The sequence below is a fragment of the Algoriphagus aquimarinus genome (genome assembly GCF_900112005.1).
GTDB lineage: Bacteria > Bacteroidota > Bacteroidia > Cytophagales > Cyclobacteriaceae > Algoriphagus > Algoriphagus aquimarinus.
In genome coordinates this window covers 29,183-41,672 of sequence record NZ_FOKK01000021.1, presented here as the reverse complement: position 1 = coordinate 41,672, position 12,490 = coordinate 29,183, and the positions used below count along the sequence as shown (strand labels likewise).

Sequence of the window (12,490 nt, the reverse complement as noted above, 5' to 3'; positions counted from 1 at the left end):
ATGAAATAATTTTCACTTTTTTCTTTATAGTTCTAATCAAGAAAATTTGTAGCCTCTGAGCAAATCATCCACTTTCATTCTCTTTTTTCCTTCCAGCTGCAGTTCCAAGATTTCTAAGACTCCTTCACCAGTTTGGACTTTTATATAGCTTTTGTTGTCTGTTTGAAGTTCTCCGATCGCTTTGTTGGTTTTCTGATCTGCTGAAAACTGCGTTTTGTAGATTTTACAGCTTTTGTCATCAAATCTAGTCCAGGCAGCAGGGTAGGGAGAAAGGCCACGAACCAAGTTGTGAATGGATTCTGCTGAATTAGACCAATTGATTTCTCCTGTTTCTTTGAAAATCTTCGGAGCATGATGTAGTGCTTTGGATTCATCCTGGGGTAGCGCCTGTACTTTGTCTGCAGCGATGTCTTCTACCGTTTTTAGAACTAGTTTTGATCCTACATTCATCAACTTTTCATAGACAGTTCCAAGATCATCTTCTTCTAGAATCGCCACTTTTTCCTGATAGATGATGCTTCCAGTATCGATTTCATGTTTGAGGAAAAAAGTAGTCACCCCAGTTTCCTTATCTCCATTGATGATGGCCCAATTGATGGGGGCAGCACCACGGTAATTTGGTAAAAGTGAAGCATGGAGATTGAAAGTGCCCAATGGAGGCATATTCCAAACTGACTCAGGAAGCATTCTAAAAGCTACCACAATTTGTAAATCCGCTTTTAGAGCACGAAGTTCATCCTGAAATTCTGGCGATTTAAGATTAGTTGGCTGAAGTATATTCAAGTCCAGTTTAAGTGCAGCTTCCTTTACCGGAGAAGGGATTAACTTCTGACCACGACCTTTTGGCTTATCGGGTGCAGTGATCACACCCACGATATTCCAGCCGTTTTCTACCAGTAGTTCTAGGCCTGCCACCGCAAATTCCGGTGTGCCCATGTATATAATTCTAAGGTTCTTGTTCATCGTTGGATTAGTTTCAGGTTTGAAATTCTCGAATTCAGCCTGTACTTATTTATAGATCAGGTATTTTTTACGAAGTGTGCTATATTCTTCCAAATCATTCTTCCAACTCGCCGTGATTTCAGCTTCCGTTTTTCCATCCATGATCATTTTTTTCAACTGATCTGTTCCGGCAAGAGTGTTAAAGTAGTTGTTGAAGAAAGCCTGACCTTTTCCTGATTTTTGATAAGCATCTAGAAGATACTTCAGCGTAAACTCATGCATCATCGATTCACCTCTCAAATCCACTCCATAGCATTTTTTATCCTGATGTGGAGGATTCTTCGACATGCCATCTATGCTCACAGGAGTGAAGGTGAATTCCCCGAATTTCGGATCTGGATAGCCATAAACTTGAAATGGGAAATGTGTACCTCTACCTAGGGAAACGATAGTTCCTTCGAAAAAGCAAGTGCTAGGATAGAGTTTGATAGATAAGTCATTTGGCAGATTTGGAGAAGGTTTTACAGGTAAATTGTAAGCTTTCTGATGATCCCAGTTTCCCACAGGAATCACTTCTAAATCTGCTTTCAATCCACCTTTTAGCCATTTTTCTCCATTAATCATTTGTGCTAGCTCACCCACAGTAAGACCATGGACGACTGGAATAGGATGCATGCCCACGAAGCTTTCAAAGCCCTTTTTTAGCACAGGTCCAGCGATGTAATTTCCATTTGGATTAGGTCTATCGAAAATGATCACCTTTTTACCATTCTCCGCTGCAGCTTCCATCAGGTAATGCATAGTGCTGATATACGTGTAGAATCTCACACCCACATCCTGCAAGTCGAAAATCAGAATATCTAAATCTTGGATCTGCTCTGGTTTCGGTTTTTTGTTGTTTCCATAAAGTGAAATGATAGGTAGGCCAGTCTTGGAGTCAACTGTATTATCAACTTTTTCTCCAGCATCTGCCTGACCACGGAAGCCATGCTCTGGGACGAACACTTTTTTAACATTTACTCCTTTTTCCAAAAGAAAATCAACAACATGCTTGTTGTTGCTATGCGTCAAAATGCTTGTTTGATTAGCAACTATCCCTATTTTTTTTCCTTGAAGCTGGTCCAGGTAAAGTTCAGGACGTTCTGCTCCTGGCAAAGGAGTGTCTTGTTTGGCTAAAGAGGAGAAAGAATTGCTGAGAATTAGCAGTGCTAAACTCAAAAAGTAAATAAAGGGAGTAAGTTTCGTTTGCTTCATGCTATTTTGCGGTCTAATCGAACAAATTAAAGCAGTCCTTTGAACCTTTCCTATTTCATCGCCAAAAGAATCAGTTTCAAGAAAGCTGGAGGATTTTCGGCCACCATACACAAGATTGCTGTAGGAAGCCTAGCTTTAGGCTTAGCTGTGTCGCTCATTTCGTTCATGGTTTTAGGCGGTTTTCAGAGTACGGTATCGGAGAAGGTTTATGGTTTCACCGGTCATTATCAGGTACAACGCTTTACAATGAGCAATTCTTTTGAGGAAGCTCCTTTTTCTGAAAATTCCAAATTCAGCCAAACTCATCTTAACCTTCCTTTCATCACCAAAGTGCAATCCTTTGCTCATAAAGCAGCACTGATCAAGGGTGATGAAGAAGTGCAAGGCGTTCTGATGAAAGGAATTGGGCAGGATTTCGATACGCTGGGTTTCAAAAAATATGTGATTGATGGGAGAATGCTTCGGATTCCTGATGAAGGGACCAGCAATGAGGTAATGCTAAGTCAATTTATAGCAAACAAACTTTTGCTAAAAGTCGGCGATAAAATCACCCTTTACTTTGTACAAGATCCTCCAAGATATAGACGAGTGGAAGTGGTAGGGATCTTTCAGACCTACCTGGAGAATTTCGATGAAAAGATTATAATAGGAGAATTACAGACCATCAGAAGTCTAAACGATTGGACAAAAGATCAGATAGGTGGGATGGAGATTTTTGTAGATGACTTTAACAATATAGAATCATATACTCCACAAATAGAGGAGCTTATGGATTATGATTTGAAGTTGATAAGTAGCCAAGATAAGTTTTTAGAGATCTTCGATTGGCTAAAACTGTTGGATAATAATGTCTACGTATTTATTGGTTTGATCGGCTTCGTAGCGATCTTCAATATGGGAGCTATACTCTTCATTTTGATCATGGAGCGTACTCAAATGATCGGTTTGCTAAAAGCACTGGGATCTACGAATAAGCAGATAAGAAGTATCTTCTTTTGGAACGGAATCAATATACTTTTAAGAGGGCTATTGATTGGCAATGCACTAGGTCTGGGAATCGGACTTTTGCAGGATCAATTCAAATTGGTACCACTTGATGCCGCTAGCTATTACATGAGCTATGTGCCAATAGACTGGAACTGGCCAGCATTTATCTTGATCAATATTGGAATTACCATGCTGACAGCTGCGGTACTTTGGATACCAGTAATGGTGATTTCTAGAGTAGATCCTATTCGCTCGATACGCTTTGATTGATCTTATAAGGGCGAAAAATGCTCTTTATCTTCATCAAAATTACACCTAACACTGCTTCCTTAAATATCCCGCTACTCATCTTAGATGTGCCTTTGGTACGGTCCGTGAAAATGATTGGGACTTCAATGACTTTGAAACCCAGTTTCCATGAAGTGAATTTCATTTCAATCTGGAAAGCATACCCTACAAATCGTACTTCGTCAAGTTTGATTCCTTTAAGAACTGATTTGTGGTAGCATTTGAATCCTGCTGTGGCGTCTTTGATCGGTAAACCAGTGATGAATTTCACATAGACACTAGCAAAATAAGACATCAATACTCTTCCCATTGGCCAGTTGACTACATTCACTCCTGTGATGTATCTGGAACCTATTGCTAAGTCAAAGCTTCTATCTGCACATACATTATAGAGTTTGATTAGGTCATCGGGATTATGGGAAAAATCGGCATCCATTTCAAAAATGAAATCATAATCCTTCTCTAAGGCCCATTTGAAACCTGTGATGTAAGCAGTTCCTAATCCTAGTTTTCCTTTTCGCTCAATCAAGTGAAGTCTATCAGGAAAGGCGATTTGTTGACTTTTTACAAGTTTACCTGTTCCGTCTGGGCTGCCATCGTCAATAACTAAAAGTTCAAATCCACCCTCAAGGTTCATCACCGTATGGATCATCTCCAGGATGTTTTCTTTCTCATTGAAAGTAGGTATGATGACGAGTTTCCGGTGGTTCATAATTGCGCAAAGGCCAAAAGTAATGTTAAAGACCGATTTTAGAAGAACGTACGGTGTAAATTTTGGTTAAAGTATAGCTTTGCACAAAATATATAAGAAATGAAGCGGCATGTTGCTATAGTAAGTTATTTCTCAGTTGGTGCATACGATGCCAATACGGTCGATGAAAATCTAATCTTATCTGAAATTCTAACCGAATTGAAAACTTCACATGAGATCGTTAGCTGGTCTGATCCTCAAGTCGATTGGAGTAAGTTTTCATTGTTATTTATTAAGTCTACTTGGGACTACTTTGATTACTATCCAGAGTTTTTGACCTGGTTAGAAACTATCCGTACTCATGAGATTCCTACGCTAAACAACTTAGATACAATCCTTTGGAACTCTTCGAAACGATATCTTTTGGAAATTGAATCAAAAGGTTTCCCTGTTATCGCCGGGATGATTTTGGAAAAAGGAAGATTGATTTCAAAGGTTGAAATAGAAGGGAAGGTTAAATCTGAATCTTGGGTTGTGAAGCCTTTAGTAAGTGGGAGAGCAAAGAATACATTGAAATTTGCTAGTGAGGATTGGGATAAACATGTGGGGAAAGTACAGGCTTGGGTAAACGAAGAGGCATTTTTGGTACAGCCATTCATTTCTGAAGTGGAAAAAGTAGGAGAGTATTCCTTACTGTTTTTCAATGGTGAGTTTTCTCATGCAGTTTTGAAAACTCCAGCAAAAAAAGATTTTAGAGTGCAACATTATTTTGGTGGCACGATCAAGACTATAGACCCTTCAGCATCTATGTTGGCTTCTTGTCAGGCCTTAGTAGATGAATTTGCATCAGATAGCTTGTACGTGCGCGTAGATGGGGTAGAGGTCGAGGGGCAATTCCATTTGATGGAGTTGGAAATGATCGAGCCTTACCTGTTTCTAGCTCTCTGTGAACAGGCGATTCCTACTTACAAAAAAGCTATTGCAGCCAGGTTGGTTTAAGAAGCACAAAAAGCAAGTTGATCTTTCGCATATTGGCTTCCTTTGTTTGCAGCTGTTTGAAGAAGCAAGCAGCCTTCGGAATCACCCATAGCGGCTAAACAAATGCCTTTGTGAGCCATAGCTTCTATATGATTAGGATTTTTCTTTAAGACTGTGTTAAAATCCTCAATGGCCCATGTTACATAACCTGCATTCATATAGGCAAACCCACGGTTATATACCCCTACCATATTATCAGGTTCTCGGTTTACATAAGAATTGAAGGAAGCAGCGCAACCCAATGCATCTCCTTGGTAGGCTAGCGCCATTCCAGTATAGAAATAAACTTTTGGATGGTCCGGATTCAACTCAGTTGCTCGTCTTAGAAACTCTTCTGCCGATTTGAATTTACCCGTCATAATTCTCGACCGCCCAAGTAGATATAAAATATCAAAATCATTTGAATCTAACGATGCTGCACGCAGAAGTCTTAATTCAGCATTTTTGTAGTCTTTTTGCTCAAACAATAACTTTCCCAAACCTGCATATGCCTGAGCATATTGATCGTCAATGGCGATAATTCGTTCGTAATCGGCTTTGGATTTCTCATGCTCTCCGATTTCTTCATAACTCCGAGCCCGCATATGCAGCGCCTTGACATCAGTCACATGGAAAAATAAGTATTGATTCAGATCGGAGATCGCATCCTCGTACTTTTTATCATTAAAAAGATGCTCAATATTTTGAATGCTACTTGAGCATGAGCTACTTGCAATTATTAATAAAAGAATAGTCAGGGTACGTAAAAGTCGTTTCATGACTAAATGAACAAAAAAATAAGGATTAGGAAAAATATTTCTTGTGAAATTTTCCTAATCCTTTAATTATTTCAATTATCGAGATTGAATTGGTCCTAATCTCTTGAAGCTTAGAGAACTCCCTTAGTACTTGGAAGTTGATTGATATTTCTAGGATCACGCATCACTGCCATTTTGATGGCTCGTGCCAAAGCTTTGAACATTGCTTCAATTTTATGATGCTCGTTAGCTCCTTCAGCTTTGATATTCAGGTTGCATTTGGCCGTATCTGAGAAGGATTTGAAGAAATGATAAAACATTTCTGTTGGCATATCACCAACTTTTTCTCGCTTAAATTCTGCATCCCAAACGATCCAAGGCCTTCCTCCAAAATCAATTGCAACTTGTGCCAAGACATCGTCCATCGGCAAAAGAAAACCATAGCGATAAATACCTTTTTTGTCTCCTAAAGCTTTCAAATATGCTTCTCCTAGCGCTAGTGCTGTATCTTCAATCGTGTGATGCTCATCAATATGAAGGTCACCATTTACTTTGATTTCCAGATCAGTGCTACCATGCTTGCCCAGTTGCTCCAGCATGTGGTCAAAGAAATGCAAGCCTGTTTTGATATCACAATGTCCGTTTCCATCAAGATTTAGCTTGATATAAATGTCTGTTTCAGAGGTCTTTCGACTTACTTCAGCAGCGCGGGGAGGCATTTTCAAAAACTCATAGACCTCATCCCAATCCGTAGTGCTCAATGCCGCCCTTTCAGTAGGCTCTCCAATGAAGATAGCTTTTGCTCCAAGATTCTCAGCGAGCTTCACATCCGTCAATCGATCTCCGATCACATAAGAATTGGCAAGATCATATTCTTCAGTAAAGTAGGCTGTCAGAAGCCCCGTATTTGGCTTTCTGGTAGGGGCATTTTCACTTTCAAAGGTTTTGTCCACATGGATTTCCTTGAAGAAAATATTTTCCTGCTCCAGCGTTTTCAGCATCTTGAATTGTGCTGGCCAGAAGGTGCTTTCTGGAAAAGAATCCGTTCCCAAACCATCTTGATTGGTCACCATGACCAATTCAAAATCAGTTTCTTCAGCGATTTTGCGAAGGTTAGAAATAGCCTTCGGCAAAAACTCCAACTTCTCTAAGCTATCAACTTGATAATCGGTAGGCGGTTCTTTGATAATTGTTCCGTCTCGATCTATAAAAAGTACTTTCTTCTTCATGGTTTATAGGTTAAAGCTTTCTGTATAGATTTTCTTCAAAGCTTGGATAAAAGCTTCATTTTCAGATCTTGTTCCTACTGAGATCCTGAGGCAATCCTCACATAGCTGTACTTTAGAACGGTTTCTAACTATGATTTTTTCCTCTATTAGATCATCATACACATGACTTGCATTAGGTATTTTCACCAGAAGGAAATTCGCATGAGTAGGATGGATCTTCTGTATGTAGTCAAGCTTTTCCAACTCGCCCTGCAGGAAGTCTTTTTCAGCAAGAATATCCTGCGTCATTTTGGCAACTTTATCCTGATTTTGGATAGCAGCCAAGACTGTTTCCTGCGTCAATCCAGAGATATTGTAAGGAGGCTTGATTCTGTTCAGAATCTTGATCATTTTCTTAGATGCGAACGCCATTCCCAATCGCAAGGAAGCAAGGCCCCAAGCTTTGGAAAATGTCTGCATTACTAAGAGATTTCCATATTTACCCAGTTCAGTGGTGAAGCTCGGCTCGTCACTGAAATCAATGTAGGCTTCGTCTACGACTACCAATCCATTAAACTCCTGAAGCAAACGTATAATATCGTTTCTCTTCACCTTATTCCCGCTAGGGTTATTTGGAGAACACACGAATATTATCTTGGTATGCGCATCTACTGCTGCAAGAATTTTGTCCGGCTGAAGTTGGAAATCTTCAGTCAAAGGGACTTTTCGAGTTTCTACATCATTGATATTTGCGCTCACTTCATACATCCCGTAAGTAGGAGGTAGAAGAATCACATTATCAATTCCTGGATTACAGAAAGCACGGAAAAGCAAGTCAATTGCCTCATCTGAACCGTTTCCCAAGAAAATATGAGAAGGTTTTACGTCTTTGATTTTGGCAATTTCAGCTTTAAGCTCTAGCTGATATGGATCTGGATATCTATTGTAATCCTGATCGGTAATAGAACCGTAAGGATTTTCATTTGCATCCAAAAACACGCCTTCTTTCCCAGTGTATTCATCACGGGCAGAAGTATAGGGTTGTAAGTTGGCTATGTGTGGCCTAAGTAGTGGATCTAAGTCAAACTTCATTTTTTCTGGTTTTTCAGATGTTTGAGTCTAATAGTGACAGCATTTTTGTGAGCTTGAAGAAGCTCATTCTCAGCCATCACTTCTATTGTTGGTCCCAGATTTTTTAATCCTTCTGGGCTTATTTTCTGGTAAGTCATTTTCTTCAAAAAGCTATCCAAAGACACACCGCTGTAATTTCTGGCGTAGCCGTAAGTTGGCAGTGTATGGTTAGTTCCTGAAGCGTAATCTCCTGCGGACTCTGGTGTGAAATTTCCGACAAAGACAGAACCTGCATTATAGATTCCTGCTACTGCTTCGTCTTCCTTTTCAACACTTATAATAAGGTGTTCCGGCGCGTAGAAATTGATCAGTTCTAAAGCTGTTTCCATCTCATCGATGATTACAGCTCTTGAGTTTGAAAGTGCCTTTTTCGCTAGATCTTTCCGTGGCAAATCTTCGAGTTGAGCATCGATTTCTTTGATTACTCGCTGCGCAAATTTCTCGGAATCTGTCACCAAGATCACTTGGCTATCCACTCCATGCTCTGCCTGAGAAAGTAAATCTGCTGCTACAAAAGCTGGAATTGCCGTGTCATCTGCATAAACAAGAACTTCAGAAGGTCCGGCTGGCATATCTATAGCTACACCATATTTGGTAGCGGTTTGCTTGGCTGCGGTTACAAATTGATTGCCAGGGCCAAAGATCTTATCCACTTTTGGTACACTATCAGTCCCGAAAGTCATCGCGGCGATAGCCTGAGCTCCACCTACTTTCACGATTTTGTTAATACCAATCAAGTTGGCTGTGTATAGAATAGCAGGATGGATTTTTCCTTCCTTATTGGGTGGAGTGCAGAGCACAATTTCTTTACAACCCGCCAATACTGCAGGAATTCCCAGCATCAATACGGTACTGAAAAGCGGAGCTGTCCCTCCAGGGATATAAAGTCCTACCTTCTGGATAGGTACGCTTTTTCTCCTACAAACCACACCTGGCATCACTTCATCTACCAGTTCTGGAGTGGCCTGAGCCATGTGGAAGCGCTCAATATTGGTTTTGGCCACATTGATAGCATCTTTCAATTCTGCAGAAATGGCCGCTGATGCTGCTTGTATTTCTTGTTCAGATGGAAATAGAGAATCCAATTCCACATGATCGTATTCCAAAGCGAATTTGAGCAATGCCTTATCACCATTCCTTTTCACTTTACGTAGGATCGGCTTTACGATCTTATTGATCTCCTTGGTTTTGAAAACTGGACGGGCCAAATGTTTCTTCCAAGTATCCTTAGCGGGGTTGTCAAGGATTTTCATAGGTAGTAGAATCTAATGTGGAAAATACTGCTTAGTTCGATTAAAGAATCATCTTTTCAATAGGTACAACGAGGATTCCCTCGGCACCAGCTGCTCTCAATTCCTCGATGTTTTCCCAGAATGTATCCTCGTTCAGTACTGAATGAACGGATGACCAGCCTTCCTGAGCCAGAGGCAAAATAGTTGGGCTTCTCATTCCAGGAATCAAACTGATGATTTTCTCAATGGATTTATTCGGAGCATTAAGCAAAACGTATTTGCTGCTTTTTCCTGCTTGAACGGCATTGATTCTGAAAAGTAATTTTTCAGCGATCTCTTTTTTCCAATCGGGAAGATTGTTGTGAGCTATCAAAACAGCTTCAGATTTGAAGATTTCCTCCACTTCTTTCAGGCCATTCATCATCAGCGTAGAACCAGAGCTCACGATATCGCAGATTCCTTCTGCCAAACCTATGCTAGGCGCGATCTCTACCGAACCGGAGATTTCGTGGATGTCTGCATTGATGTTTTGGCTTTTCAGATAATCGCCAAGGATTTTAGGATAGGATGTGGCAATGCTTTTCCCTTCGAAAAACTCTACTCCTGAATACGCTTGACCTTTAGATACAGCAAGAGAAAGTCGGCATTTAGAAAAGCCCAAAGCTTTCATTGTAGTGACATTTTTGTCTTTTTCTACGACTTCATTTTGTCCCACTATACCTAGATCTGCAACACCATCAGCTACATAGCCTGGTATATCGTCATCACGTAGGAATAAGAATTCAATTGGGAAATTGGTGGATGTAGACTTGAGTTTGCCTGTTCCATTATAAAACTTGATACCACATTCTTTGATGAGGCTAAGTGAATCGTCAGATAGTCTGCCGCTTTTCTGCACGGCAATACGGATTATTTGTTCCATGGTCGTAAGTTACGCTAAGAAGTAAAATGTTGTAATAAATGTTGGCGAAAAGCGGAATCCCTATCATCGGCTTCACCGGGTGTGTAAAAATATTCCTCAGGAGGAATGATGGAAATGGTGCACCAAGTTGCCTTGATGTGCAGTTGCTAAAAAGTCAATATTTCTATTGTTGTTTTCCATTATCGTTGGCAAAGATAGGAGTCCATTAAGAAAATGCAAACGGAGATCTATTTTTTTGGAAGTCTTTTTTAAACTCAAAGAATACCAAGGTTTTGTAAAACGGTTTGAGTTCACCGTAATTTTCTGATGTATTTCAGTTTCTCACTACTAGAATCTATAGAATGCTTTCCACGCAAGAATTGTTTTCACTAGTCAAGAATTTTATCAAATGATTCCATGTCTCCAGCTAATGCCTTCCTTATGATTTGATTCCAATCTGCTTGTTTTTCACTATTTATGCCATTTCGAGTTTGGCTGTCATACAATTCTTGTAAGCGATTCATCTCTCTATAGGCATCCAAATAGATGTCATTGAGTATAGCTTCAAACAGAAATGGTTCCAGTTCCACATTTTTCAATCTACTTATCATGCGATCAGCAGCAATTCTGGTTAGGTCGAAATGCCTTTGCTCATGGTTGTTGGCGTAATCGTTGGCATCCTTAACCCACGATTGCTCGGGCAGCATGTATACCTTCACTGAAATGGTCTGCACTATTTCTCCATTTTCTATCTTGGCATTTCCTTCAATAGATATACTGCTGAAAATTGTGGCGTTGTAAGAACTTCTTGGGTTTGGTGTCTCGGTGAAATCAGCCCATGTCAAGGGTCTTTTTGGATCATAAAAAACAGTATCCTTTGAGCTCTCTCTAATTGGATCTATAATATTCAATCTTACTTTTTTCACTAAAGCCCGATTGGTTAGGTATTGAGTGCTAAGCCAAGAATCGAAGTATTCCCAGCTACTTTCAAACAATTTCTGGAGGGAAGTCTCCACAAAATGCATCTGCGTGCTCGGTCTTCCATATTGAACTTTACTGTTGAAATCTACCAAATGAATAGTTTCTTTCTCTCCATAAAGAAAGAAACCTAGACTCAGTTGTATATCGCCTTTATATGCTTTGAGATCAGGATGGTAGATTTCCTTAAGATCCAGCTTATACACTTTCACCAGAATCCTATAAGAAGGGTTTTTAGTAGAGCTGATTCTTGCATTGTATAACTGAAGGGCTTCTTGGGGCAGATTGCCTCCAAAGCTGGCAGAGTGTTTATTTCGCTGAGGGTCATAGACCTGACCAATTGACTTTTGATCGCGGGAATCTACGACTTGCCTAAAAGTATAATCCCTTGCCTGAGGAGTATTTACAGTAGGCTTAAGTTTCAAAATCACATCTTGCCCAAAAGAATTCCCAGTATAGAGAAATAGGAATAATGAAAGAAAAGCTGATGTCAGAATTCGAGTCATTGGGGATGGAGAGGAAATTGAATCTTCAAGGATGACTTGACTATTCACGAAACTAACCAACTATTGGTTATCGAAAAATAGTTTGATTTATAGGAAAGCGATCAAGTGAATTTGATATGTGGGACATTGGAGGTTAGGTCAGATCTCTTTATCCTTGAATCATAAAATCAATTATTGACTCAAGTTGCTTGCTTCATTATTCGTCTGAAGCACTAATAAATCAAAGGGTATTTCGATAATTGTACGGAAAGTGATCGCTGACTTGTATTCTATCGGACGAAGAGTGTACGAAAGTGTACAGCTAATTTATTGGCAGCGACAGTCAAGGTGGTAAAGTGAAATTTTTTCAAGATTAAATTTAGTTAACAAGTCGAATCTGGTGCAACCCTTCAAATTGCAGATTTACCATTAAAGTGTCCGCTAGCAATACAATCGATCGGTGATATGACCAGTTATTGTACAGGTTTTGTTAAAAAACTGACAACTCATTCAGAATTTAATTCTGAAAATCTGTTAAAAAATTAATCTTTTGAAAAAAATGAAGTCTTCAGGCAAAGATTGTTTTTTGGATTGGTACGCGCTTAGCAATAGGGAGAG

General features: G+C 39.8%; 11 protein-coding genes. 2 read left to right on the top strand and 9 right to left on the bottom strand.

The window, feature by feature from the left end:
* Positions 1-36: 36 nt before the first annotated feature.
* Both fmt and BM291_RS19375 read right to left on the bottom strand, forming a co-directional pair.
* Positions 37-963, bottom strand: coding sequence for a methionyl-tRNA formyltransferase (fmt, locus tag BM291_RS19380; protein ID WP_092900791.1), 927 nt, complete (start codon positions 961-963; stop codon positions 37-39).
* Positions 964-1,008: 45 nt separating this feature from the next.
* Positions 1,009-2,196, bottom strand: a complete 1,188-nt coding sequence (locus tag BM291_RS19375; protein WP_092900788.1) for an exo-beta-N-acetylmuramidase NamZ family protein — start codon at positions 2,194-2,196, stop codon at positions 1,009-1,011.
* A gap of 39 nt (positions 2,197-2,235) precedes the next feature.
* Here BM291_RS19375 and BM291_RS19370 point away from each other — a divergent pair, with 39 nt between their 5' ends.
* On the top strand, positions 2,236-3,453 hold the full coding sequence (locus BM291_RS19370) for an ABC transporter permease (RefSeq protein WP_092900785.1): 1,218 nt from the start codon (positions 2,236-2,238) through the stop codon (positions 3,451-3,453).
* Here BM291_RS19370 and BM291_RS19365 read toward each other — a convergent pair.
* Positions 3,428-4,183 (bottom strand): polyprenol monophosphomannose synthase, encoded by a 756-nt coding sequence (locus BM291_RS19365; protein ID WP_092900782.1) that lies wholly within the window; start codon positions 4,181-4,183, stop codon positions 3,428-3,430. The genes BM291_RS19370 and BM291_RS19365 overlap by 26 nt on opposite strands.
* Positions 4,184-4,282: 99 nt before the next feature.
* Between BM291_RS19365 and BM291_RS19360 the strand changes: the two genes are divergently transcribed.
* On the top strand, positions 4,283-5,161 hold the full coding sequence (locus BM291_RS19360) for an ATP-grasp domain-containing protein (protein WP_092900779.1): 879 nt from the start codon (positions 4,283-4,285) through the stop codon (positions 5,159-5,161).
* On the opposite strand, the gene BM291_RS19355 is transcribed toward BM291_RS19360, so the two are convergent.
* The 6 genes from BM291_RS19355 to BM291_RS19330 form a co-directional block, all read right to left on the bottom strand.
* Entirely contained in the window at positions 5,158-5,958 is an 801-nt protein-coding gene (locus BM291_RS19355; RefSeq protein ID WP_092900776.1) for a tetratricopeptide repeat protein, read from the bottom strand. The genes BM291_RS19360 and BM291_RS19355 overlap by 4 nt on opposite strands.
* A 110-nt stretch (positions 5,959-6,068) precedes the next feature.
* Entirely contained in the window at positions 6,069-7,166 is a 1,098-nt protein-coding gene (hisB, locus tag BM291_RS19350) for a bifunctional histidinol-phosphatase/imidazoleglycerol-phosphate dehydratase HisB (RefSeq protein ID WP_092900773.1), read from the bottom strand.
* Positions 7,167-7,169: 3 nt separating this feature from the next.
* Positions 7,170-8,237, bottom strand: coding sequence for a histidinol-phosphate transaminase (hisC, locus tag BM291_RS19345; RefSeq protein WP_092900770.1), 1,068 nt, complete (start codon positions 8,235-8,237; stop codon positions 7,170-7,172).
* The gene (gene hisD / locus BM291_RS19340) at positions 8,234-9,529 is read right to left on the bottom strand and encodes a histidinol dehydrogenase (RefSeq protein WP_092900767.1); all 1,296 of its coding nucleotides are present in this window, start codon (positions 9,527-9,529) and stop codon (positions 8,234-8,236) included. The genes hisC and hisD overlap by 4 nt, the downstream gene beginning before the upstream one ends.
* 40 nt (positions 9,530-9,569) lie before the next feature.
* The gene (gene hisG / locus BM291_RS19335; RefSeq protein ID WP_092900764.1) at positions 9,570-10,430 is read right to left on the bottom strand and encodes an ATP phosphoribosyltransferase; all 861 of its coding nucleotides are present in this window, start codon (positions 10,428-10,430) and stop codon (positions 9,570-9,572) included.
* Positions 10,431-10,798: 368 nt separating this feature from the next.
* A complete protein-coding gene (locus tag BM291_RS19330) occupies positions 10,799-11,893 on the bottom strand; it encodes a hypothetical protein (protein ID WP_139229147.1) in 1,095 nt (364 codons plus the stop codon).
* Between the last annotated feature and the right edge of the window lie 597 nt (positions 11,894-12,490).

Coding starts and splice junctions, on each gene's coding strand:
- BM291_RS19365 (WP_092900782.1), bottom strand. CDS start 4,183: ATGAACCACCGGAAACTCGTCATCATACCTACTTTCAATGAGAAAGAA.
- BM291_RS19360 (WP_092900779.1), top strand. CDS start 4,283: ATGAAGCGGCATGTTGCTATAGTAAGTTATTTCTCAGTTGGTGCATAC.
- hisG (WP_092900764.1), bottom strand. CDS start 10,430: ATGGAACAAATAATCCGTATTGCCGTGCAGAAAAGCGGCAGACTATCT.
- fmt (WP_092900791.1), bottom strand. CDS start 963: ATGAACAAGAACCTTAGAATTATATACATGGGCACACCGGAATTTGCG.
- hisD (WP_092900767.1), bottom strand. CDS start 9,529: ATGAAAATCCTTGACAACCCCGCTAAGGATACTTGGAAGAAACATTTG.
- BM291_RS19375 (WP_092900788.1), bottom strand. CDS start 2,196: ATGAAGCAAACGAAACTTACTCCCTTTATTTACTTTTTGAGTTTAGCA.
- BM291_RS19355 (WP_092900776.1), bottom strand. CDS start 5,958: ATGAAACGACTTTTACGTACCCTGACTATTCTTTTATTAATAATTGCA.
- hisC (WP_092900770.1), bottom strand. CDS start 8,237: ATGAAGTTTGACTTAGATCCACTACTTAGGCCACACATAGCCAACTTA.
- hisB (WP_092900773.1), bottom strand. CDS start 7,166: ATGAAGAAGAAAGTACTTTTTATAGATCGAGACGGAACAATTATCAAA.
- BM291_RS19330 (WP_139229147.1), bottom strand. CDS start 11,893: ATGACTCGAATTCTGACATCAGCTTTTCTTTCATTATTCCTATTTCTC.